At 69.0% G+C, this 23,106-nt stretch carries 22 protein-coding genes and 1 tRNA gene; 6 read left to right on the top strand and 17 right to left on the bottom strand.

Features of this window, described 5'->3' with window-relative positions:
• The first annotated feature begins 314 nt into the window (after positions 1-314).
• A complete protein-coding gene (locus tag MT490_RS18075; protein ID WP_297390806.1) occupies positions 315-455 on the top strand; it encodes a hypothetical protein in 141 nt (46 codons plus the stop codon).
• 152 nt (positions 456-607) lie between these two features.
• Here the strand turns inward: MT490_RS18075 and MT490_RS18070 are convergent, their stop codons facing one another.
• Positions 608-1,174: a hypothetical protein gene (locus MT490_RS18070; RefSeq protein WP_297390804.1), complete on the bottom strand. Its 567-nt coding sequence runs from the start codon at positions 1,172-1,174 to the stop codon at positions 608-610.
• A 178-nt stretch (positions 1,175-1,352) separates the two neighbouring features.
• Positions 1,353-2,918, bottom strand: coding sequence for an FAD-dependent oxidoreductase (locus MT490_RS18065; RefSeq protein WP_297390802.1), 1,566 nt, complete (start codon positions 2,916-2,918; stop codon positions 1,353-1,355).
• Positions 2,919-2,985: 67 nt separating this feature from the next.
• On the opposite strand from MT490_RS18065, the gene hisC reads away from it, so the two are divergent.
• Together hisC and MT490_RS18055 are read left to right on the top strand one after the other, a co-directional pair.
• Positions 2,986-4,080 carry a histidinol-phosphate transaminase gene (hisC, locus tag MT490_RS18060; RefSeq protein WP_297390801.1) on the top strand — a complete coding sequence of 365 codons (1,095 nt, stop codon included), beginning with the start codon at positions 2,986-2,988 and terminating at the stop codon, positions 4,078-4,080.
• Entirely contained in the window at positions 4,080-4,988 is a 909-nt protein-coding gene (locus MT490_RS18055) for a prephenate/arogenate dehydrogenase family protein (protein WP_297390798.1), read from the top strand. The genes hisC and MT490_RS18055 overlap by 1 nt, the downstream gene beginning before the upstream one ends.
• 135 nt (positions 4,989-5,123) lie before the next feature.
• Here the strand turns inward: MT490_RS18055 and MT490_RS18050 are convergent, their stop codons facing one another.
• The 4 genes from MT490_RS18050 to ftsE are packed head-to-tail and all read right to left on the bottom strand — an operon-like array spanning position 5,124 to position 7,931.
• Positions 5,124-5,807, bottom strand: a complete 684-nt coding sequence (locus MT490_RS18050; protein WP_297390796.1) for a lysophospholipid acyltransferase family protein — start codon at positions 5,805-5,807, stop codon at positions 5,124-5,126.
• Complete coding sequence (locus tag MT490_RS18045; protein WP_297390794.1) at positions 5,807-6,349, bottom strand: YdcF family protein; 543 nt, start codon at positions 6,347-6,349, stop codon at positions 5,807-5,809. Before MT490_RS18045 ends, MT490_RS18050 begins: the two co-directional genes overlap by 1 nt.
• Positions 6,346-7,233 (bottom strand): FtsX-like permease family protein, encoded by an 888-nt coding sequence (locus tag MT490_RS18040; protein WP_297390792.1) that lies wholly within the window; start codon positions 7,231-7,233, stop codon positions 6,346-6,348. Before MT490_RS18040 ends, MT490_RS18045 begins: the two co-directional genes overlap by 4 nt.
• The gene (ftsE, locus tag MT490_RS18035) at positions 7,230-7,931 is read right to left on the bottom strand and encodes a cell division ATP-binding protein FtsE (RefSeq protein ID WP_297390790.1); all 702 of its coding nucleotides are present in this window, start codon (positions 7,929-7,931) and stop codon (positions 7,230-7,232) included. The genes MT490_RS18040 and ftsE overlap by 4 nt, the downstream gene beginning before the upstream one ends.
• Positions 7,932-8,092: 161 nt before the next feature.
• Between ftsE and MT490_RS18030 the strand changes: the two genes are divergently transcribed.
• Positions 8,093-8,920 carry a DUF3426 domain-containing protein gene (locus MT490_RS18030; protein WP_297390788.1) on the top strand — a complete coding sequence of 276 codons (828 nt, stop codon included), beginning with the start codon at positions 8,093-8,095 and terminating at the stop codon, positions 8,918-8,920.
• On the opposite strand, the gene MT490_RS18025 is transcribed toward MT490_RS18030, so the two are convergent.
• Entirely contained in the window at positions 8,892-10,250 is a 1,359-nt protein-coding gene (locus tag MT490_RS18025; protein WP_297390786.1) for an MATE family efflux transporter, read from the bottom strand. The two genes, MT490_RS18030 and MT490_RS18025, sit on opposite strands and share 29 nt — an antisense overlap.
• 128 nt (positions 10,251-10,378) lie before the next feature.
• Between MT490_RS18025 and MT490_RS18020 the strand changes: the two genes are divergently transcribed.
• A tRNA-Leu gene (locus MT490_RS18020) sits at positions 10,379-10,465 on the top strand.
• Between the two features lie 142 nt (positions 10,466-10,607).
• A complete protein-coding gene (locus MT490_RS18015; RefSeq protein WP_297390785.1) occupies positions 10,608-13,583 on the top strand; it encodes a TonB-dependent receptor in 2,976 nt (991 codons plus the stop codon).
• 194 nt (positions 13,584-13,777) lie between these two features.
• On the opposite strand, the gene MT490_RS18010 is transcribed toward MT490_RS18015, so the two are convergent.
• The 10 genes from MT490_RS18010 to MT490_RS17965 form a co-directional block, all read right to left on the bottom strand.
• Positions 13,778-14,737, bottom strand: a complete 960-nt coding sequence (locus MT490_RS18010; RefSeq protein ID WP_297390783.1) for a flagellar motor protein MotB — start codon at positions 14,735-14,737, stop codon at positions 13,778-13,780.
• Between the two features lie 4 nt (positions 14,738-14,741).
• On the bottom strand, positions 14,742-15,605 hold the full coding sequence (motA, locus tag MT490_RS18005; protein WP_297390781.1) for a flagellar motor stator protein MotA: 864 nt from the start codon (positions 15,603-15,605) through the stop codon (positions 14,742-14,744).
• 94 nt (positions 15,606-15,699) lie between these two features.
• Complete coding sequence (gene flgL, locus MT490_RS18000; protein ID WP_297390780.1) at positions 15,700-16,596, bottom strand: flagellar hook-associated protein FlgL; 897 nt, start codon at positions 16,594-16,596, stop codon at positions 15,700-15,702.
• Positions 16,597-16,604: 8 nt separating this feature from the next.
• Positions 16,605-17,945 carry a flagellar hook-associated protein FlgK gene (gene flgK, locus MT490_RS17995; RefSeq protein ID WP_297390778.1) on the bottom strand — a complete coding sequence of 447 codons (1,341 nt, stop codon included), beginning with the start codon at positions 17,943-17,945 and terminating at the stop codon, positions 16,605-16,607.
• Positions 17,942-18,259 (bottom strand): rod-binding protein, encoded by a 318-nt coding sequence (locus MT490_RS17990; RefSeq protein ID WP_297390775.1) that lies wholly within the window; start codon positions 18,257-18,259, stop codon positions 17,942-17,944. Before MT490_RS17990 ends, flgK begins: the two co-directional genes overlap by 4 nt.
• Complete coding sequence (locus MT490_RS17985; RefSeq protein ID WP_297390773.1) at positions 18,256-19,341, bottom strand: flagellar basal body P-ring protein FlgI; 1,086 nt, start codon at positions 19,339-19,341, stop codon at positions 18,256-18,258. Before MT490_RS17985 ends, MT490_RS17990 begins: the two co-directional genes overlap by 4 nt.
• A 193-nt stretch (positions 19,342-19,534) precedes the next feature.
• The gene (locus MT490_RS17980) at positions 19,535-20,191 is read right to left on the bottom strand and encodes a flagellar basal body L-ring protein FlgH (protein ID WP_297390810.1); all 657 of its coding nucleotides are present in this window, start codon (positions 20,189-20,191) and stop codon (positions 19,535-19,537) included.
• Positions 20,192-20,240: 49 nt separating this feature from the next.
• Positions 20,241-21,029 (bottom strand): flagellar basal-body rod protein FlgG, encoded by a 789-nt coding sequence (flgG, locus tag MT490_RS17975; RefSeq protein WP_297390771.1) that lies wholly within the window; start codon positions 21,027-21,029, stop codon positions 20,241-20,243.
• Between the two features lie 16 nt (positions 21,030-21,045).
• Positions 21,046-21,789 (bottom strand): flagellar basal body rod protein FlgF, encoded by a 744-nt coding sequence (locus tag MT490_RS17970; protein WP_297390769.1) that lies wholly within the window; start codon positions 21,787-21,789, stop codon positions 21,046-21,048.
• A gap of 23 nt (positions 21,790-21,812) precedes the next feature.
• Entirely contained in the window at positions 21,813-23,093 is a 1,281-nt protein-coding gene (locus MT490_RS17965) for a flagellar hook protein FlgE (RefSeq protein ID WP_297390767.1), read from the bottom strand.
• Positions 23,094-23,106 lie beyond the last annotated feature (13 nt).

Genomic DNA, 23,106 nt, shown 5'->3' with positions numbered 1-23,106 from the left:
GGCTCCCCTCCCTGCTTGCAGGGAGGGATGATCGGGCCGGCCATGCCCCCGGCATGGCCTGAACAGCGCGGGGCGCTGTTCACCCGATCATGGGTGGGTGCGCGCGTCTGCGCGCCTATAAAGACTCATCAATCGTGCAGCAAAAGGCACCGGCCGGGGCATCGAGCCCCGGCCGGTGCCAACCCACCCCTACCCCCTCCCTTGCAGGGAGGGGGAATTTGAATGTCGAGCGAGCGGCTGTGCCTCAAGAACGGCTGCCTTGCCGCTCCTCGAGAGGCTTTCCGAATGCTGTGAGAGCGTGTTAGCCGGCCGTCATGCTCTATTTTCTGCTGATCTCGCTGGCGCTGCTGGTTTGCAATGCGATCTATTGCGCTCGAAAGATGGTCGCTGATTTCAATGGTTCGGAGCCGGCCGCTGGCATATGGGGCCTGCTCGCAAGCCTTGCCCACAATTAGGTCGTCCGTTCGCTCCCCGAGCGGGAAGCCGCCGGTCCGCCAACGACCCAGTTGCGGACATTGCGGTCTCAACTGGCGGTCCCTGATTGCGGACGATCGTGTCGACGCAGAATTGCGCTCGACGAAGGCCATCCAAAGCTAGCCAACGCAGGCTAGGGAACGCTTGGCGTCATCACCTTGCCACCGTTTTCCACCGCATCCTCCATCAGGCTTCTCGCCTGAACCACGCAGCCGGTCGCGAAGATGAGCTTCATGTTCGTTTCGGTGCTCCCTTTGAGAAACGGTGCAAACTTGTGGAGAGAGGCCATCAGAGCGGGATGATCGAAGTCGAGCGGCAAAAATCGATGCGCGAAAGCGTTTCGGATGTCTTTGACAGCGAGGATTCGACCATGGTTTTGGGGACCGTAGATCGCCAGCGCCAAACCCATCTGGATTTTCGCCGAGAACGTGCCGAACGGGGCGTTCGGACCCCTAAACCAGCCGTCTGCGATCGTTTTTCCTGGATCGAGTATGCGGCAACGGATTGCGATTTCTAGGCACTCTTCCACCAGAGCACCGCCCATAATTGCGCAACTCCGATCATCAACCTCCATCAGCGTTTTCAGATATTCTTTAACGTCACCGATCTCTGGCTTCTCGCATGTTAAGTCATGAATCGACGGCAACTTCTTGCCACGAGCAGCCTGATGGGTGGATCGATCTTTGGGCTTGTTCGTCATTACTCGGCCAACAGGAGCGTAAGCGGCTTTTGAGCGGCTAACTGCATCAAAGCTTTCCTGTCGCGATTGGCAGAGTCAACCTTCCGGTGGGACTTAGCGACAGCTATCCTCGCGCTTCAACCGAAAACCGGTCCGTCTCGAAACCACCCATTTGCAGACGGCCTGCTCACCCGCTTGGCTAAGCCGCCTTCCTCGCGCCCAGCCTCCCGCTGATCGCCTCCGCCGCCACGCGCCCGGTCTGCGCGCCGCCGTTCATATAGCCCGGATAGGCCTCCGACAGATGCTCGCCGGCGAAGTAGATCCGCCCCGCCGACGGCACATGGGCCTCGGCCGGGTTGTCGGACTCGACACAGAGCAGCCGCGCGAAGCGGGTGACCTGGCCGGGGCGGAAATTGACATAGGCGCCGAGCGTCATTGCCTGGGCGTGCCAGTTGGTCCGCGCGAACGGCCCGGCCAGGGCTGCCTCGAGCCCCGGTATCGCCGGGGCGGCGGTTCCCGCGAAGCGCGCGGTGAGCGCCGAGGGCGGCTCCGCCTCGGCGCGCCGGACTTCGTCGCCGCCGAGGAACCAGGTCCAGACCGGCGCGACGCCGTCGACGCGGTGGACGCTGCCGTCCCAGCCGAGTGCCCAGCCGTCTCCGGCGCGGGTCTGCCAGATCTCGCCGCCCACGCCCATCGGCGCGCGCCAAGGGGTGGCGTTCGCGCCCGCCTGGACCTTCTCGTTATGGCCCAGCTCCATCTCGGCGATGAAGGCGCGCCAGATCGCCGGCAGCGGCACGCGCCAGTCGATCTGGCGTAGCAAGGGCGCGGGCACCGCGACGATCGCCGTCTCGGCCTCGGCGGTCGATCCGTCGAGGAAGGTCAGGCGCAGGCCGTTCCCGGCGCGCTCGATCCGCGCGAGCCTCTTTCCGGTGGAGATGCGGTCGGCATAATGCGTCGACATCGCGTCGATCAGCGCGCTGCTGCCGCCCTGCATCACATAGCGCTCGTCGGATTCGCCGAGCACTTCGATGCGCTCGCCGTCGACCGTCGGCAGGTTGAACACGAGTTCTACCGCCGAGGCGTGGGCCGGCTCGACGCCATATTCGGTGCGGCTGGTCGCCTCGAGCAGCTCGCGGATCCAGGGCTTGCCGATCAGCGCGCGATGCTTGTCGAGATATCCGGTGATCGACATCCGGTCGAGCTCGGCGGCGACGCGGTCGAAGTCCTTTTCGAGCCTTGCGGAGTCCTTGTCGATCTGCGCCGCGATCGGGCGCAGCGCCTCGGCGAGCTCAGCCTCGCGCAGCAGCCGGCCGTCGCCGAGGATCAGGGTGCGGTGCGGCTCGACCTTGCGGTCGACCAGGGGCACGCCGAAGCGCTTGCACAGCGTCTGCATGTCGTCATGGTCGGTGTTGACCAATTGCCCGCCCACCTCGAACCAGGTGCCGCTCGCCGGGCGGTGCGTGAACATGCGCCCGCCGGTGCGCGTGCGGCCCTCGTAAATGTGCGCGTCCACGCCCGCCTCGCGCAGATGGTGGAGCGCGCTCAGCCCGGCGATGCCGCCGCCGACGATCGCGACGCGTCCGCCGGCAAAGGCGCGCGCGGGGCGCGGCAGCGTCGAGGCCATGCCCGCCGCGGCGATTCCCTTGAGCAAGGCGCGCCGCGTCGCCCCCGGCGCGCCCGGCACCGGGGGCTTCTCGCCCGCCTCGGCCAGGTTGCGCGCCCGCGCTGCCGCCAGCGCCCGCCACACCATGCTGCTCGTCCGCATCGCCCCCTCCTGTGCTTGCCCACGCCGAGCTTGCCATCCGAAGGCCATTCCGCCAAGCCGCGCGGCCATGGATGCACCCGTTCCCAATCGCTGGGTCATGGAGATCGCCCCCTATGTTCCGGGGCGCTCGACCACCGATTCCGGCACCAAGGCCGTCAAGCTCTCCTCGAACGAGAATCCGTTCGGCACGCCCGAGGCGGCGCGCGCCGCCTTCGCCGCCGCCGCGTCGCAGCTCGAGCGCTATCCCGATGCGAGCGCGACCGAGCTGCGCGCCGCGATCGCCGCGCATTACGGGCTCGACTCGGCGCGGATCATCTACGGCACCGGATCGGACGAAGTGCTCCACCTTGCCGCGGGCGCCTATGCCGGGGTCGGCGACGAAGTGATCTACGTCCGCTACGGCTTCTCGGTCTACGATATCGCCGCGCGCCGCGTCGGCGCGACGCCGGTGATCGCGCCCGACAGGGACTATGCGAGCGACGTCGACGCGATCCTCGCCTGCGTGACCGATCGGACCAAGGTGATCTTCATCGCCAATCCGAACAACCCGACCGGCACCTACACCTCGCGCGCGGAGATTGCGCGGCTCCACGCGGCGCTGCCGGCGCATGTGCTGCTGGTGATCGACCAGGCCTATACCGAATATCTCGATCCCGAGGACGATGACGGCGGGCTCGATCTCGCGCGCACGACGAGCAACGTGCTGGTCACGCGCACCTTCTCGAAGATCTTCGGGCTCGCCTCGGAGCGGGTCGGCTGGGGCTATGGCGCGCCCGAGATGATCGGCGCGATGCACCGCATCCGCGCGCCGTTCAACTTCAGCACCGCGGCGCAGAAGGCGGCGGTGGCGGCGCTGGGCGACCGTGGCTTCGTCGAGCACAGCTATCGGCACAATCGCGAATGGCGCACCTGGTTCGCCGGGCAGATCGACGCGATGGGCAACAAGGGGCTGCGCGCGGTCCCCTCCAAGGCCAATTTCCAGCTCGTCCTGTTCGAAGGCGAAGTGAGCGCCGAGCATGCCTATAAGGCGCTGATGGAGCGCGGCTATATCGTCCGCTGGCTGCCGGGGCAGGGGCTGCCGCACGGGCTGCGCATCACCATCGGCACCGAGGACGAGATCCAGGCCGTCGCGGCGGCGATCCGCGAGATCGTGGGGGCCTGATGCTGCCCTTCGCGCGCGTCACGGTCATCGGGCTCGGGCTGATCGGCTCGTCGATCGCGCGGGCGGTGCGCCAGCACATGCCGAGCGTGCGCGTCACCGGCTATGACCGCGATCCCGCGGTGCGCGAGACCGCGGTGCGCATCGATCTGTGCGACGACGTGGCCGACACCGCCGGCACCGCGGTGATCGATGCCGACCTGGTCGTGCTCTGCGTCCCCGTCGGCGCGATGGGCGCGGTGGCGGCCGAGATCGCCGCCGACCTGCCCGCCGACGCGATCCTGAGCGACGTCGGCTCGTGCAAGGAAAGCGTGATCGAGGCGGTGCGCGCGTCGCTTCCAGGGGCCGTGTTCGTCCCCGCGCATCCGGTGGCGGGCACCGAGAATAGTGGCCCCGAGGCGGGCTTCGCGTCGCTCTTCCACCATCGCTGGTGCATCGTCACGCCGCCCGAGGGCACCGACGCGCTGGCGACCGAGCGCGTGCTCGAATTCTGGCGCCGGCTGGGCGCCGAGGTCGAGACGATGGAGCCCGCGCATCATGACCGCGTGCTCGCGGTCACCAGCCACCTGCCGCACCTCATCGCCTATACGATCGTCGGCACCGCATCGGACATGGAGGAGGTCACCAGCTCCGAAGTGATCAAATATTCGGCGGGCGGTTTCCGCGACTTCACGCGCATCGCCGCGTCGGACCCGACGATGTGGCGCGACGTGTTCCTCGCCAATCGCGAGGCGGTGCTCGACATGCTCCAGCGCTTCTCGGAAGACCTCACCGCGCTCCAGCGCGCGATCCGCTGGGGCAAGGGCGACGAATTGTTCGAGCTGTTCAGCCGCACCCGCGCCGTCCGCCGCTCGATCATCGACCAGGGCCAGGACGACGCCCGCCCGGACTTCGGGCGCTCGCACGAATAAAATCCCAATCCTCCCCCGCCAGGGGGAGGTGGCATGCGAAGCATGACGGAGGAGGAAGCACGACGGCCTGTTCGTCGCTTACCTCCCCCTCCGTCGCCTTCGGCGACACCTCCCCCTGGCGGGGGAGGATTGAGATCACGCATTCAACGCATTGATCCCCGCATGCACGCGCGCTTCGGCTTCGGCGCGCGGCAGGCCCGCGGGGATGGGATCGCCGAAGCGGAAGGTCACCATGCCGGGGCGCATCGGCCCGTGCTTGGGCCATACCTTGCCGCTGTCGAGCGCCACGGGCACCACCGGCAGCCCGACCGCGCGATACAGGCCCGCCAGCCCCGATTTGAGCGGCGGCGCTTCGCCGGGCGGTGAGCGCGTCCCTTCGGGAAAGAGGATCACCGAGCGCCCCTCGGCCCCCGCGGCCTTGGCCTCGCGCATCATCTGGCGCAGCGCCGATGCCGCGCCGCTCCGATCGATGACGATGACGCCATAGCGCCGCGCCGCCCAGCCCCAGACCGGGATGCGCGCGAATTCCTGGCGCATCACCACCGCCGGCGCGCCGAGCATCCGGACCAGCTCGAACGTCTCGTAGAAGGACTGGTGCTTCGCCGCATAGAGCGCGGGCGTGGCCGGCGGCGCGCCCTCCACGCGGGTGCGGATCCCGACCAGATGCCGCGCGCACCATGCATGATATCGGGTCCAGCGCAGCACCCAGCCGCGAAACGCCCGCTGGCCGAACAAGGCCATGACGGGCGCGAGCAGCACGATCGGCACCGAAAGCCCGTAAAAGGCGATGGCGAACAGAATAGCGCGAACCCGGTCCATCAGCCCGCGCCCAGCCAGAGCGCGATCCGCCGCACGAGGTATTTGTGATACTCCCGAAACAGCACGCCCCAGCCCGGGCTGTTGGGCCCGCTGCGCACACCGTCGCCGATCACCTCGACATCGCCGCCCAGCGCGCTCGCCAGCTCCATCCGCGCGCGCGGCATGTGCCAGTCGGTGGTCACCAGCCGCACCGACCGGAAGCCGTGCTGCCGCACCCATTTGGCGGTCTCGTCGGCGTTCGAGCGCGTGTCTACCGCCTGCCAGCCGAGATCGATGCAGCAGGCCATCAGCTGGCGGTCGATCCTGAACTGGACCGCGAGCTCGACCGGGCGGACATCGGGATCGACTCCGCTCACCAGCATCCGTTTCGCGTCGCCGGCGCGCAGCACCGCGAGCCCGCGATCGATCCGCCCCCCGCCGCCGGTGAGCACGACGATCGCGTCGGTCTTGCGCCCCTCGAGCGGCTTGCCGAGCGACAGCAGGAAGAAAGCGAAGCCCAAGGCCCAGGCGACGAGCAGCAACAGGCAGACGCGCCAGATCACAGGCGCTTGCCCAAGGCGCGCAGCACCGCGACGCGCGCCGCGACGGTCGCGACCAGCGCGAAGCCGATCGGCAGGAGCAACAGCAGGAACCAGTCGCGCTGCTGGAGCGCGACGCCGCCCAGCATCTCGGATCCGACCGCGCTCAGCCGCGCCTGCAGGAACCATATGAGCACCAGCGCCGCCGCGGTGCCGGCCAGCCCGCCCAGCAGCGTGTCGAAGGCGATGCGCCGCTGGAACAGGCGGGCGATCTGGATGTCGGTCGATCCCAGCATGTGGAGCACATCGATCGTGTCGCGGTGCGTGTCCAGCCCCGCGCGCGCGGCGAGCAGCACGACGGCGGCGGTCGCGCCCGCGATCAGCAGCACCAGCCCCGCCGCGAGCCAGCTCATCGTCGTCATGAAGCTGCGCACCGGCGACAGCCATTGCGCGTGCCGATCGACCCGCGCGCCCGGTGCGATCCGCCGCGCCGCCTGCTCGATCGCGGCGACGTCGCCGCCGGGGCGGAGCTCGACGTCGATCATCGCCGGCATCGGCAGATCGGGATCGAGCCCGGCATCGCCGAGCCAGGGCCGCAGCAATTCGGCCAGGTGCGCGCGGTCGACCTCGCGCGCGCGCGCCACGCCGGGCACCTTGGCGAGCGTCGCCACCATCGCCGCGGCCTGGCTGTCGCGCAGGCTGGCGATCGGCTCGACGATCTGCACCGTCAGCCTGCCCGAGAGCTCGCGGTCGAGCTGGGCGGTGGCGGCGAACATGCCGAGGCCGAGCGCGCCGGCGAGCACGGTCAGGAACAGCATGATCGCCATGATCCACGTCATCGCGCGCGTGCGCCGTCCCTCGTCGAGCAGCCGCCGCTCGGGCGAATTGGGGTCGAGGCTCAGGATCATGCCTGCCCCGGCGGGTTGCGCAGCGATCCGGTCGGATCGTTGAGGCGGCCATTCTCGATCCGCATCATCTGCGCATTGGGGATGCGGTGGATCAGGTGGAAATCGTGCGTCGCGACGACCACGGTGGTGCCCAGCCGGTTCAGCGATTCGAACAGATAGAGCAGGCGCTCGGCCATTTCGGGATCGACGTTGCCGGTCGGCTCGTCGGCGACGAGCAGTTCGGGGCGGCCGATCACCGCGCGCGCGATCGCGATGCGCTGCTGCTCGCCGCCCGAGAGCGTCGGCGGCTTGGCCCGGCCACGATCGGTGAGCCCCACCCAGGCGAGCATCTCGCGCACCGGCGCCTCGACATCGACTTCCTGCACCCCCGCCACGCGTAGCGGCAGCGCGATATTGTCATAGGCCGAGAGGTGCGGGACGAGGCGGAAGTCCTGGAACACCACGCCGATGCGGCGGCGGAAGCCGGGCAGGCGCTGGCGCGGCAATGCGCCGGCATCCTCGCCGAACAGCCGGATCACCCCGCGCGACGGCCGCTGGGCGAGATAGAGCAATTTGAGCAAAGAGGTCTTGCCCGCGCCGGACGGGCCGGTCAGGAAATAGAAGGACCCGCTCTTGAGCGTGAAGCTGACGTCCGAGAGCGTCTCGGATCCCGTGCCATAGCGCAAGCCGACATTCTCGAACTGGACGATATTGGCCATTCGCCGGCGCCGGCCGCTCCTTGCCTGGGTGGGCGGACGGCATCGCACAGCCCGCGCGCCGGCTCAAGCGATGGCGATGTCGAGACTCTTGTGGGGCCGATTCGTTACAGCTAGAATCGCGGCACCCGGCCAATGGGCAGCCGGGCGGGTGAGACGCTTAGATGATCCTCGAATGCAGCCAGTGCCGGACGCGGTACCTCGTTCCCGACAGTGCGATCGGAGCGGAAGGCCGGACGGTGCGGTGCGCGAGCTGCAAGCACAGCTGGTTCCAGGCGCCCGCCATCCTCGATCGCAGCGCGCGGCCTGCGCCCGCCGAAAGCCGGGAAACGGTCGCCGCCGCTGCCGAGCCGCGGGTCTCCAATGTCCGCGTAGCGCCTCAGCGCGCGCAGGCGGCAGAGGCAGAACCGGAGACGCCGGCGCCCGCCATTGCCCGGCCTGCCGCGCCCGAGCCGCGCCCGGCGCCGCCCGCGCCGCGCGTGTACGAGGACCCGATCGCGGTCGCCGAGGCGCCTCCCGAGTACGATCCCTTCGCGCCGCAGCCGCCGTTCCGGCCGCGCCGCAATCCTGCCCGGCGCTGGACCGCCGCGGCGGTGATCGCCGGCATCTCGATGCTGCTCGGCACCGGCGCCATCCTCTATTCGGGCGCGCCGGGCATCGCCGCGCAGCTCGGTCTCGGGATCGGCGGCGAGGCCGAGACGCCGCTCCGCTTCACCGACAAGAGCGTCGAGCTGCGGCCCATGCCCAATGGCAGCGAGGCGTTCGTCGTCTCGGGCAAGGTGGTCAATCCGACCGATGCCAAGCAGCGCATCCCCGACATCCGGGTCGAGCTGCGCGACGGTGCGGACCAGCTCGTCTACAGCTGGCGGATCACCCCGGAGAACCGCGCGCTCGGGCCCAAGGCGGCGCTCGACTTCACCGGCGCCAAGCTCGACGTGCCGCCCAACGCCAAGGTGGTCGAGCTCAGCTTCGCGACCGAAATCGGCGGCTGACCCAGCCGAGCCGGAGGCCGTGCAGCAAGGCGGCCGCCACCATCCCCAGCCCCGACGCGAGCACGAGCCCGTTCGGCCCATAGCCGCCGTGCACCAGCAGCACGCCCAGGCCGCCGGTGATGACGAAGAAGGCGATGATTCCGTTGATCCCGGCCGCCACCTGGTCGCCGAGCGAGCGCAGCGCATAGACGAACACCACCTGCACCCCGTCGAACAGGATGAAGGGCGCCCAGGGGACCAGCATCGCCGCGGCGAGGCCGTGCACGCCCTCGGTCGCCGGGAAGAGCCCCACCACGGGCATCGCCAGCAGGATCAGCAGCACCGACAAGGTGCCCGTCGCCAGCGCCGCGAGCATTGCCGCGATTCCCGTGCGCCGCGCGGCGTCCTGGGGCACGCCCTCGCCCACGGCATTGCCGACGCGCACTCCCGCCGCCGATCCCAGTCCCAGCGCCACCGCGAAGGTGACGTTGTGGATCGAGAAGACGATCTGGAAGGCGTGCGCGGTGGTCGTGCCCAATTGGGTCGAGAGCGCGATCAGGATCGAGAAGCCGATCAGCTCGAGCCCCGAGGCGATCGCGGGGACCAATCCGAAATGCGCGAGCCGGAGCGCGCCCGCCCAGGAATCGCGGCCGAGCAGCGCGTTCAGGTCGTGCACGCCGCGCCGGGCGGCGCGCGGCAGCGTCCAGGCGGCGCCGATCATCCCCAGGGCGCCGAGCGCCGAGGCGATCGCGGTCGCCAGCGCCGCGCCGACCGCGCCCATCACCGGCAGGCCGAGCTGCCCCGTGGCGAGCACCCATGCCAGCAGGGCGTTGAGCGGCAGGATCGCCAGGTTCACCACCGTCACGCGCCGCGGCCGGCTGACGCCTTCCAAGAAGAAGCTCGCGGCGACGATCACCAGCTGGAAGGGATAGGCCAGCGCCATCATCTGCACCACGCGCGCGGCGGCGGGCGCGGTGGCGGGCGCGACGCCGAGGCGCAGCAGCATCGGCTCGGGCCACAGGAACAGCGCCAGGCCGCTGGTGAGGCCCAGCAGCAATGCGAGCAGCAGCCCCTGGTGGAACACACGGCCCGTCTCGCGCAGGTCGCCGGCGCCGTCGGCGCGCGAGACATAGACCAGGATCCCGGTCAGCCAGCCGAGCCCCACGACTATTCCCGGAAAGGTCAGCGATCGGCTCGCGCCCAGCGCCGCCGCCTCGCTCGTGCTCACCAGCCCGACCACGGCGACGTCGGTCACGTGCAGGATCGTCCAGTTGAGGCTGGTCAGCACCACGGGCCAGGCAAGGGCCAGGATCCGGCGCATCTCGGCGGCGAGGGCGGGGGAGAGCAGCATCGCGGACCGCCGCGTGTAGGCGCATCCGTAGATTCGCGAAAGCGCGCGACGATGGCTTGCGTGGGCCCAAACGCTTTGCTAGGGGCCGCGCCTTACCAGACGCCGGGAGCCCTCGGCGAGTTTCACGTGCGGTCGTGGCGGAACTGGTAGACGCGCAACGTTGAGGTCGTTGTGGCCGAAAGGCCGTGGAAGTTCGAGTCTTCTCGACCGCACCAGAAACCAGGGGCGCCGCTACGGCGGCGCCACAGTTTTTCCCACCCTTGGCACAATTTTGCGACAAGTCGCCTGTAGCGAGCCGATGAAGCGTGCCCGTCAGCGAGCGGGCGGCGCGTGCGTGCGTGTGGGGAGTAAGGCGCGATGGTGAAATGGGGATGCGCGGTCGCCGCGCTGATGGTCGGCGCGCTGCCGATGGCGGCGCATGCGCAGGAGCAGCCGACGCCGCCCGCGACTCCCGCCGATCCGGCAGCGCCTGCCACGCCGCAGCAGACGCCTCCGGAGGCCGAGGAAGAGCCTGTCGAGGACGTGGTGGTGCGCGGCCAGCTGCGCGGCGCGGTTCCCGGCGACGTCAAGCCCGAGATCCAGCTCGGCCCGGCCGACATACGGGCCTATGGCGCATCGAACGTCACCGAGCTGATGAACGCGCTCTCGGCGCAGCTCGGCAGCGGCTCGGGCCGCGGCGACGAGCAGCCGGTGATCCTGCTCAGCGGCCGGCGCTCGAGCATGGCCGAGATCCGCAACCTGCCGACCGAAGCGATCGAGCGGATGGACATCCTGCCCGAGGAAGCCGCGCTGCAATATGGCTATGGCGCCAACCAGAAGGTGGTGAATTTCGTCCTGCGCCGCCGCTTCATGGGGCTCACCACGTTGCTCGAGGGCGCGATGCCCACCGCGGGCGGCAATTCGTGGCAGAACGGCAACGTCAATCTCCAGAAGATCCGGCGCGACGAGCGGCTCGAGCTCGACGTCAAGTACAGCCAGAATTCGGGCATCCTCGAAAGCGAGCGCGGCGTGACGCGCGCGGGCACCTCGCTGTTCGACACGCGCGGCAACATTGTCGGCCTTGCGGGCGACGAGATCGATCCGGCGCTCAGCGCGCTGGCCGGAACCCTGGTGACCGTGGCGGGCGTGCCCAGCGGCGCTGCGGGGGCGGCGCCGACGCTCGCCGGCTTCGCCGCCAATGCGAACCAGGCCAATGTCGCCGATCTCACGCCCTATCGCACCCTGACGGGGGGCGGAGGCGGGGGCCCGAACGGAGGCCCGGGCTTCACCGCCACGCCGCAGAAGAGGCTGGAGATCAGCGGCAGCTATACGCCGGCGATCTCGGACAAGGTGAGCGCCAACGCCACCTTCGGGCTGGTGCTCAATCACAGCGATACGCTGCTCGGCCTGCCGAGCGCCACGCTGCGGCTGCCGACGGGCAATCCCTTCTCGCCCTTCTCGCAGGACGTGCGGCTGCTGCGCTACTACGACAATCTCGATCCGCTCTCGCGCTCGAGCGACAATCGTACGCTGAGCGGCGGCCTGACCTTCAACAGCCAGACCTCGCCCTGGCTGGCGAGCTGGGGCTGGTCGCTCCAGGCCAATTACGAATATGGCGAGAATAACTCGGTCACCACCACGGGGATCGACGCGACCCAGGCGCAGGCGCTGCTCGATGCGCGCGATCCGGGCTTCAATCCGTTCGGCCCGCTTCCCCGGGGGCTGGCCGTCAATCGTCCCGACCAGATCTCCAAGTCGGTGACCAACAACGCCAGCGTGGATTTCACGACCTTCGGCTCGCTGTTCAAGCTTCCCGCCGGCGATGTGCGCGCCACGGTGCGCGTGGCCGGGCGGAGCCAGGACCAGGACAGCAGGTCCTGGATCGCCGGCCGGTTCCAGGCGGGGGACATCTCGCGCGACACCGGCAGCGTGCGCGGCAACCTGACGCTTCCCCTGACCAGCCGGTCGCGCGGCGTGCTCGGGGCGATCGGGGAGCTGTCGATCAACGGCAATCTGGAAGTCGAGCAGCTTTCGGACTTCGGCCGGCTCGTCTCCACTGGCTATGGCCTGAACTGGACGCCGATCCGGGAGATTCGCGCCAATATCAGCATCAACGACGATCGAGGGGCGCCCAGCCCCGCACAGCTGGGCAATCCGATATTGGTGACGCCGAACCGGCGCGTCTTCGATTTCGTCCGCAACGAGAGCGTCGACATCACCGCGATCACCGGGGGCAATCCGCTGCTGCGGGCGGACAGCCGCCACGTATTCAACGCACGCGTCACGATCCGGCCGCTCGCCGAGACCGACCTGAATATCCGGGCGAGCTACAGCAACCAGCGCTACCGCAACTATGCGGGCACCTTTCCAGGCGCGACGGCGGAGATCGAGGCGGCCTTCCCCGATCGCTTCGTCCGCGATGCCGACGGCCGGTTGCTCAGCATCGACTATCGACCGGTCAATTTCGAGCGGCGGGACACTTCCCAGCTGCGCTGGGGCATCGACTTCTCGATCCCGATCTCCTCGCCCCAGGCGAAGCGGATGCAGGAACGGCGCACCGCCTTCCAGGCGGCGATGGCCGAATCGCGCCGCACCGGCCAGCCGCTGCCGCCCGAGATGAGCGCCCAGCTCGAGCAGTTCCGCCGGCTCGGCCAGCAGCAGAGCCTGTTCGGCGGCAACCAGCGCCGCCAGGGAGACGGACCGGGCCAGCAGCAAGGCCAGGGACCCGGCCAGGGTCAGCCGCCGCAGGATCAGGGCCGCGAGCGCGGCGAGGGGCAGGGCCCTGGCGCCGGCGGCGGATTCAGGGGCGGACCCGGTGGCGGCGGGCGTGGCTTCGGTGGCGGTGGCGGCGGCCGCGGCGGCTTCGGCGGCGGCGGGAACCTCATTCGCTTCTCGCTCAACCATGCCTGGGTCTTCAAGGACGAGGTGCTGATCCGTCGCGGGCTCCCGGTCATCGACCGGCTCGACGGTTCGAGCAGCCAGGGCGTCGCCGCGCACCAGATCGACGCACTGGCGGCACTCAAGCGCGACGCCTGGCTCTTCCAGGTCACCGGCAACTGGCGGAGCGGAACGCGGCAGATGACCGGGCCGATCGGCAGCCAGACCCGGCTCAACTTCGGCAGCCTCGCCAGGGTCGGCCTGCTGACCGAGTTCAACCCGGGCCAGAACATCGATTTCCTGCTCAAGAACCCATGGCTGCGCGGATCGCGCGTCCAGCTCCGCGTCGACAATCTGTTCGACGCGCGGCAGCGCGTGACCGACGAGAATGGCGAGGTCCCGTCAGCCTATGCCCCCAACCTGGTCGATCCGCTGGGCCGGGTCGTCCGGCTGACCTTCCGCAAGCAGTTCTTCTAGAACTTTGACTCCCCTCCCTGCTTGCAGGGAGGGGCTGGGGGTGGGTGCGCGCGTCTGCGCGCCCAAAAAGACTTATTCTCGCAGGGGAAACGCTCGCAAAGGAAAGCGCCGGCCGCGGCATCGAGCCTCGCCCGGCGCTACACCCACCCCTAACCCCTCCCTTTCAGGGAGGGGAATTGAAGACCTGGAAATCCTCAGCGCGCCGCCAATACCGGCTGGCGGAGCCTGCGCTCGAAGCCGCCGCCTTTGTCCTGGTCCATGATCCGCCGGTAGAGCAGGGTGATCGACACCCGGCGGTTGCGCGGGTCGGTCGGCGCCTCGACGATCAGCGGCTCGCGGTCGGCGACGCCCTCGATCCGCTCGAAGCGCGTCTCGGGCACCGTTCCCGCGGCGAGCCGGCGCCGCGTCGCCTCGGCGCGGCCGCTCGAGAGCATCCAGTTGTTCATGTTGCGCGGGTCGCCATAGCCGAGGCTGTCGGTATGGCCGCGGATCATGATCGGGTTCTCCATCCCCGCGATCGTCTCGGCGATCGTGCCGATCAGCGCGCTCGCATCGGGCACCAGCGCGGTGGTGCCGAGATCGAACATCGAATAATTGGCGTCGTCGAGCAGGTCGATCCGCATCCCGTCGCGCGTCGCCACGAAGCGGATATGCTTGGCGAGCTTGGCCAGTTGCGGCCGCGAACGCATCTTCTCCTGGATCTTCTTCGCGGTCTCGTTGAAGTTCTTCTGGTCCTGCTGGGTGAGCGCGCGCTGGTCCTTGAGCGTGCCCTTGTCGCCCGTGCCGACCTGCTTGCCGCCGACCCCGCCCACGGGGATCGTCATCGACTTGGTGCCGGTCTGCGAGGCCTTGTTGGGATAATTGTCAGGCGCGTTGATCGCGTCGCCGCCGAACAGCCCGTTCGAGCCGGCGCTGTTCTGCTTGAACTCGATCAGGGTGGGTGCGAAATAATCGGCGAGTGCCTTGCGCTGCTTCTCGGTGGTCGCGCCGAGCAGCCAGAGCAACAGGAAGAACGCCATCATCGCGGTCACGAAATCGGCATAGGCGACCTTCCACGCGCCGCCGTGATGGCCGCCATGGCCCTCGACGAAGATCTTCCTGACGATGATCTTCGGCGGCTGGTTCGATCCATGGGGCGCCCGCGCTGCTGCCATGACGTCAGCGCCCGCGCAGCCCGTCGAACACTTCGCCGAAGCCCGGCTGGTTGGCATGCGCGATGCCCGAGCGCGCGGCCTCGATCACCAGCGGCTGCGGATGGCCGTGCAGCGAGGCGATGATGATCTGCTTGACCGTGTGATAGATCGCCGCGTCGGCGTCGATCACCTGCTGGAGCCGGGTCGCGAGCGGGCCGACGATGCCGTAGGCGAGCAGCACGCCCAGAAAGGTGCCGACCAGCGCCGAGCCGATCATCCCGCCGAGGATCGTCGGCGGTTTGTCGATCGAGCCCATCGTCTTCACCACGCCGAGCACCGCCGCGACGATGCCGAGCGCCGGCAATGCGTCGGCGAGGCTCTGGAGCGTCGCCTGCGGGCCCTGCACCTCGTGGTGGTGGGTCCGAATCGCGTTGTCCATCACTTCCTCGACCGCGTGCACGTCGAGCGTGCCCGACGAGACGACGACGAGGCGCAGCGTGTCGGTGATCAGGTTGATCAGCGTGTGATCGGCGAGCAGCCGCGGATATTCGGCGAACAGTGCCGAGGACCTGGGGTCCTCGACATGCGGCTCGAGCGCGATCGGGCCTTCGGTCCGCAGCATCTTCATCAGCTTGGAGACGAGGAAGATCGTGTCGAGATAGTCCTGCTTCCTGTACTTCGGGCCCTTCACGACCTTCATGAAGCCCGTGCCGAGCGCCTTCAGCTCCTTCATCGAATTGCCGATGATGAGCGCCCCCAAGGCCGCGCCGCCGATGATCAGCATCTCGTGCGGGAGCGCATGCATCACCGGGCCGAGCGCGCCGCCGGTGATGGCGAAGCCGCCGAACACCATGGCGATGAGGACGACGAAGCCGATCAACACGAACATGCGACTAACTTCCCCTTGGCCGCGAGCCGGCACTCTTATTGGTAAACGACCGCTTCGCCGCGACTTTCAGTGGAAAAGAGCGGACGCGCGCGGATCAGCGCAGATAATCGAACAGCGACAGGCCGGTGAGCTTGGTGAAGCTCGCCTGGGTCGCCTGGAGGATGGTCAGCGTCTTCTGGAGCTCGGTCACCGCGGCGGTGACGTCGGTATCCTCGAGCGCCGAGCGCGCGGTCTCGCGCGCCTCGTCGGCATCGGCCAGGCGTTCGGTATCGAGCTCGAGCCGCGCGGCGCGGGCGCCGGCCGAGGCGCGGACCACGCCGACCGTCGCGATCGAGGCGTTGATGCCGTTGAGCGCAGCCTCGCCTGCCGCCTTGACGTCGCCGCCGGCCTCGAGCGCCGCGGTGAAGGCGCCGAGCACCGCGAAGATGTCGCTCGCTCCGCTGGCGAAGGCGCGCGCACCGGTCACCGTGCCCTGGATGCTCACGCCCTCGCCGATCGGGATCGCGGAGGGCTCGCCGGTGCCGGCGAAGCTGATCGTGCCGTCGGCGGCCTTCACGAAAGCGACGTCGCCGGTCGCGCCACCGAACAAAGGCTGGCCGCGCACGTCGCGCGTGTTGGCGAGCCCGAACAGCGCGTCGCGGATCGACGCGAGTTCCTCGGCGACCGTGTCGCGATTGGCGTCGGACATCGTGCCGTTGGCGGCCTGGGTCGCGAGCTCGAGCGCGCGCTGGAGCTGCGATTCGACGCTGTCGAGCGTGGTGTCGGTCTGGGCGAGCAGGTCCTGCGCCATGCCGATATTGGCCGCCCAGGCGCCGTCGTCGGCCTTGGCCTGCTTGATCCCTTGCAGGCGCAGATAAGCGCCGGGATCGTCCGAGGCGGTCTGGATCCGCTTGCCGGTCGCGATCTGGGTCTGGACCTTGTCCGCCTGCGCCGTGAGTTGGGTCATCAGCGAAGCGGGGCGGTTGTAGAGCTGCGAGGTGGCGATGCGCATGGTCGGCCTCAGCGTATGTCGAGGATGGATTGCAGCGTCTCGCGCGCGACCTGGATCACGCGGGTCGACGCCTGGTACGCCTGCTGGAAGCGGATCAGGTCGACCGCTTCCTCGTCGATATTGACCCCCAAAGCGGCGCTGCGCTCGGCGATGGCGGAGTCGCGCATCGCGCTCTGCGCTTCGGCGACGGTGCTGCGCGCCGAGAGCGCGGCGGCGTTGGCGGTGGTCAGGCTGGCGACGCTATCCTCGAGCCGCGCGCTGGTGCGCAGCGTCTCGAACCCGGCGAGATTGGCATTGTCGCGTACGCCCGCACCGGTCGCCGCGGCGGCGATACCGCGCGGATCGTCGAGCACGAGGCTGAGCTGCGACGCCGGATCGCCGATCGCGAACATCGGCGCGCCGGCAGTGCCGTCGAGATCGTCGCCCGCGGCCTGCACCGCGTTGACGCCATTGGCAAAATCGGTGGCGAGCCGGTCGATCTCGGCATGCGCGTCGGCGATGCGCTGCGCGCCCTCGGCGAAGCCGGCCAGCGCGCCGCCGCCGGGCGAGACCGGGCTGCTCTGCCCCTGGAAGTGGACGGCATAGGCGACGAGCCCCGCATCGCTGCGCGTATAAGTGATCGCACCCGAATTCTCGCCCTCGACGAGCACCGGCCCGGCGACGCCGCCGACACGCACGCTCGCCTTGCCGAAGGCGTCGGTGGTCACCGAGACATCGGCAATCGCGCTCATTTCCTCGAGCAGCTTGTCGCGCTGGTCGAGCAGGGCGGCATGGCCGCTGGTGCCCGGCGCCGAGCGGCCGAGCCCGGCATTGACCTTGCCCAGCGCGCTGGCGAGCCCATTGAGTTGGGTCGTCGCGGCGCCGGCGCTCGCGTCGAGATCGGCCATCGCGCCGTCGAGCGCAGCGCCGGTGGCGGCGAAGGACGCGGCGACGCTGGAAGCGGCCTCGAGCATCGTCGCGCGCGGTGCGAGCGAGGCGGGATCGGCGGCGATCTTCTTCGCGGCGTTGAAGAAGGCGGTCAGCCGGTCGCCGAGCTGGTTGCCGCTCAGTGAGGTCTCGATCCGCTGGAGCCAGGTCGCGCCGGTCTCGGTGCGCGCGAGCTCGGCGGTGGCGGTGCGGACTTCGGCGGTCCTGTAGATGTCGGTGGCGCGGGCGATGCCGCTCACCACCACGCCCATCCCCTGCGCGTTGCCGGTGGTCAGCCCGCCGGGCGCCACGACTTCGCGCACCGGCGCGGTGCGGCGCGAATAGCCCGCCTGGCCGGCATTGGCGATGTTCTCCGAAGTGGTGGTCAGCGCGGCCTGATAGGCCCTGAGGCTCGACGCGCCGATCGACAGCATGTCGCTCATGGCGTGCTCCCGTCGGTCGCGGGCGCGGCCTTGGAGAGGAACTCGGTCATCGCCTTGCCGATCCCGATCGGCGCGTGCGCGGCCATGTTTTGCGCGAGCTGCTGGTCCTGCATGTCGCGGAACTGCTGGCTCGCCTTGCTGTCGAACAAGCCTTCACCGAGACTGGCGGTGCGCATCGACTTGAGCATCATGCCGACGAAGATCGCCTCGAAGCGCTTGCCCGCGGCTTCGAGATTTTCCTTCGACGCGAGCCGCGACGTGTCGATCGACACGCCGCCGCCGCTGCCGGCGATCGGGGCGGGTGTCGTGCTCACAGGATGATCAGCTCGGCCTTGAGCGCGCCGGCCTCCTTGAGCGCCTCGAGGATCGCGACGAGGTCGGCCGGCGAGGCGCCGATGGCGTTGACCGCCTTGACGACGTCGGCGAGCTTGGGGCCGGGCTGCATCAGGAACATCGGGCGCTTCTCCTCCTCGACCTCGACATTGCTCTGCTGCTCCATCACCGTCTCGCCCTTGCTGAAGGGGAGCGGCTGGCTGGCGCGCTGCTGCTCGTCGATGCGAACGGTGAGCTTGCCGTGCGTGACCGCGGCGGGGCTGACCCGGACGGCCGAATTGATCACCACCGTGCCGGTGCGCGCGTTGACGATCACCTTGGCGGGCGCCTCGGCCGCTTCGACGGTGAGATTCTCGATCTCGGCCATCAGCTCGGCGCGGACATCGGCGCCGACGGGGGCCTGCACCGCGATCGACACGCCGTCGATCGCGCGGGCCCGCGCGGCGCCGAAGCGGCCGTTGATCGCGTCCTGCACCCTTTGCGCGGTGGTGAAGTCGGCGCGCGCGAGGTTGAAGGTGAGGAAGGGCGTGCGATCGAAGCCGGTATCGACCAGCCGCTCGACGGTCGCGCCCTCGGGGATGCGGCCGCTCGAGGGCGTGTTGACGACGATCTTCGATCCGTCGGCGCCGTCCGCGCCCAATCCGCCGACCGCGAGGTTGCCCTGCGCCATCGCATAGATCTGGCCGTCGGCGCCCTGGAGCGGAGTGAGGATCAGCGTGCCGCCGCGCAGGCTCTTGGCCTTGCCCATCGACGAGACGGTGATGTCGAGCTTCTGTCCCGGCTTGGCGAAGGGCGGCAGCTCGGCGGTGATCATCACCACCGCGGCGTTCTTGAGGCTCGGGCTCACGCCCGGCGGCAGTTGCAGCCCGAAGCGCGAGGCGACGCCGCGCATCGACTGGACGGTATATTCGAGATTGTCGTCGCCGGTGCCGGGAAGGCCGACGACCACGCCATATCCGGTCAGCTGGTTGGTGCGGATGCCCTGGAAGCCGCCCAGGTCCTTCACGCGCTGGGCGTGGGCGGGGGTGCCAGTAAGGAAGGCGAGCAGCGCAAGCATCACCATCCCCCTCCCTGCAAGGGAGGGGTTAGGGGTGGGTCCAGCGGCAGACGGGGCTCGATGCCCCGACTGGCGCTCCGATGCCTGGCGAAGAGTCTTTTTGAGGCGCGCAGACGCGCGCACCCACCCCCAGCCCCTCCCTTTCAGGGAGGGGAGTAGGCTTGGCTGAATGGTGGAACGGATCATAGCGGCGGCCCCCTCAAAACGGGCTGATCATCTGGAAGAACCGGCTCAGCCAGCCCTGGCGGCTGGCGCGGGCGACGTCGCCCTTGCCGGTATAGGCGATGCGGGCATCGGCGACGCGCGTGCTGGCGACGCGGTTGTTCGCGTCGATATCGGCGGTGCGCACGATGCCCTTGATCTGGACGAACTCGTCGCCGCGATTGAGCGTCACGCGCTTCTGGCCCTGCACCAGCATCGTGCCGTTGGGATAGACCTCCGCCACCGTCACGCTGATCTCCCCCGACAGCGCATTGGCCTGGTCGGCAGTGCCGGCGCCGTTGAAGTTGCGGCTGCCGCTGACGGTCGCATCGCTCTTCTCGAACAGGTTGAGCGCACCCGTAGTCGGCGGCGTCAGCGAGAAGCCGCCGCCGCTGTCGAGCTTCGAGCTCGCCGACTTGGAGGCACTGGTCCGCTCGACCAGCACGATCGTGAGCGGATCGCCGACCCGGCGCGCGCGCTGCCCCTCGTAGAGCGCGGCATAGCCGTCGCTCGCCTGGAAGATGCCGCCATTGGCGGGCACCTTTTCGGGCACCGGCTGGGCGAGCGTCGCGGAGAAATCCTCCTTCGGCTTCTTCTTGCCCAGCCCGAGGAACTGCGCATGCGCGGGCTCCGCGGCCAGCGAGAGCACGGCCATGGCGAGCGCGCCGGTGGCGAGGCCGGTGAGGAACTTCATCGCGGCCGCCTCAGAGGTTCTGGTTGACATATTTGAGCATCTCGTCGGTCGCCGAGATCATCTTCGAATTGACCTCATAGGCGCGCTGCGTCTCGATCATGTCGACCAGCTCCTCGACGACATTGACGTTCGAGGCTTCGAGCGCGCCCTGGCGGATCCTGGCGCGGCCGGCCTCGCCGGGGGCGCCGAGGTTCGCGGCGCCGCTGGCCGTGGTCTCGATCAGGAAATTGTCGCCCGTCGCCTGCAGCCCGCCCGGATTGGGGAAGGTCGCGACCTGGAGCTGGCCGATCTGGCTCGCTTCGGTCTGCCCGGCCACCGTCGCCGAGACGGTGCCGTCGGCGCCGATCGTGATGCCGGTGGTGCCCTCGGGGATCGTGATCCCCGGCATCACCTGATAGCCGTCGCTCGTCACCATCAGCCCTTCGGCCGAGCGCGAGAAATTGCCCGCGCGGGTATAGCCGAGCTGCCCGCCCGGCATCTGCACCTGGAAATAGCCTTCGCCCTCGAGCGCGAGATCGAGCGAGCCGCCGGTATTCTGGAAGGACCCTTGCGTCTCCACCCGCGCGGTGCCCTGGATGCGCACGCCGGTGCCGAGGTTGAGGCCCGTGGCGTATTTGGTCTCCGCGGTGCTCGCCGCGCCCGGCGCGGTCACCACCTGATAGGCGAGCGTCTGGAACGAGGCGCGGTCGCGCTTGAACGCGGTCGTGTTGACGTTGGCGAGGTTGTTCGAGATCACCCGCATGCGCATGTCCTGAGCGTCGAGCCCGGTGCGCGCGATGTGCATTGCCGAGTTACCCATCGTCTAAATCCTTTCGTCAGGCGGGCAGACGCATCAGCGATGCGGCGCTCTCGTCCATGGTCTTGGCTTCCTTGAGCAGGCTGGCCTGCACTTCGTAGCTGCGCTGGTTCTCGATCATGTCGACCAGCGCCTGGGTGAGGTTGACGTTCGACTGCTCGAGCGCGCCGGCCTGGAGCCGCGCGTCGAGATCCTCGGGCAGCACCCCGCCGCCCTTCACATGGAGCAGATTGTCGAGCCCCTTGGCGGTCTGGCTGCCTTGCGCGCCGGCCAGCTTGATCTTGTCGACCACCTGCGGCTGGGTCGGGTCCCCGCCGGGCGGAACGATCGAGACGGTGCCGTCGTCGGCGATGGCGATCGACTGATGGGGCGGCACGGTGATGGGCCCCCCCGAGCCCATCACCGGGAAACCGTCGCCGGTTTCCAGCACGCCCGAGGCCGCGACCGACAAGTCGCCGCGCCTCGTATAGGCTTCGCTCCCGTCCGCGGCCTGCACCGCGATCCACGAATCCGACGTCACCGCCACGTCGAGCGGCCGCGCGGTCTGGACGATCGTGCCGGCGCGGCGGTCGAAGTCCTGCACCTCCTCCGCGGCGAGCTGGCGCGTCTCGAGCCCCGAGCCTTGCAATACCAGCCGGTCGAAGCTGACGCGCTCGGCGCGGAAACCGATCGTCGAGGCGTTCGCGATGTTGTTCGCGATCGTCGACTGCGCCGCCATCTGGCTGCGCAGCCCCGACATTGCCGTGTAGACGAGCCGATCCATGCGGTGTCTCCCTCAGCCTTTCGTCAGCTGCGGATGTTGAAGATGGTCTGCGAGATCTGGCTCGCGGTATCGAGCGCCTTGGCATTGGCCTGGAAGGCGCGCTGCGCGGCGATCAGCCCGACCAGTTCCTCGGTGATATCGACGTTCGAGCGCTCGATCGCGCCGGTCATCAGCCCGCCGAAGCCGTTGGTGCCGGGCTCGCCGAGCCGCGGATCGCCCGACAGGCCCGAGGCCGTCCAGGTGCTGCTGCCGAGCTGGCGCAGCCCGGTGGGGTTGGAGAAGCTGGCGAGCACGACCTTGCCGAGCGACTGGGTATCGCCGTTCGAGAAGCTCGCGCGGACGGTGCCGTCCTCGGCGATGGTCACGCCCTCGAGCTGGCCGACCGGCGCGCCGTCCTGCGTGGCCGCGGCGACGTTGAAGGGCTTGTAGACCTGGGTCGTCGCATTGCCGAAGTCGACGCTGAGCGTCTGGCTGGTGGTCGAGCCGGGCGGGAGGAAGCCCGCGAAGGCGGTTCCGCCGGCCGGCGCGGTCATCGCGCCGGTCGCATCGAAGGTCATGGTGATCGGCGTGCCCGCGGCGGGATCCGAATCCGCGCTCAATCGCTGGTCGCCGACGAACGAATAGGCGCTCCAGCTGCTGGTCGGATCGCTGGCGCTCGGCGCGGAATCGCGGACGAAATAGGACGTCAGCGTCATCGCGTTGCCGCTCGCGTCGAAGATCGTGGTCTGGGTCGAATGGTTGTAGGTCGACGGATCGAACCGGTCGAACGCCGCCGCCGGCACGCTCGCATTGGCGTTGAGGTTGAGCGAGAGGTTCACGTTCGCGGTGGCCACCGGCACGCCGCTGGTCTGCGGCAGCTGGAGCGGCACGGTCGCGCCGAGCCCGGTCGCGATCACCGCGCCCGAGCCGTCGACCGGATAGACCTGCAGCCGGTTGCCCTGCGCGTCGACGACATAGCGGTCCGAATTGACCAGGAAGCTGCCGTTGCGCGTGTAGGCGACGCCGTTGCCGCTCGCATCGGGGCTCTTCACCACGAAGAAGCCCTCGCCCGAGACCGCGACGTCGAGCGCCGAGCTCGACTGGGTGAAGCCGCCCTGGCTGAACTGCTGGCGCACCGACTTCACCACGGTGCCCGATCCGATCACGTTGGTCGGGTTCGAATTGGCGGTCGAGGCGATCACGTCGGCGAACTGAGTCGTCGAGCGCTTGAAGCCGTTGGTCGAGACGTTCGCGAGGTTGTGCGAGATCGTCGACATCTCGGTCTGGGCGGCCTGGAGCCCGCTCAAGGAAGTGAAGAAGGACATGCGCTTGCTCCTT

Source organism: Sphingomonas sp., from assembly GCF_026460985.1.
GTDB lineage: Bacteria > Pseudomonadota > Alphaproteobacteria > Sphingomonadales > Sphingomonadaceae > Sphingomonas.
This window is presented reverse-complemented; position numbering and strand designations above follow the sequence as displayed.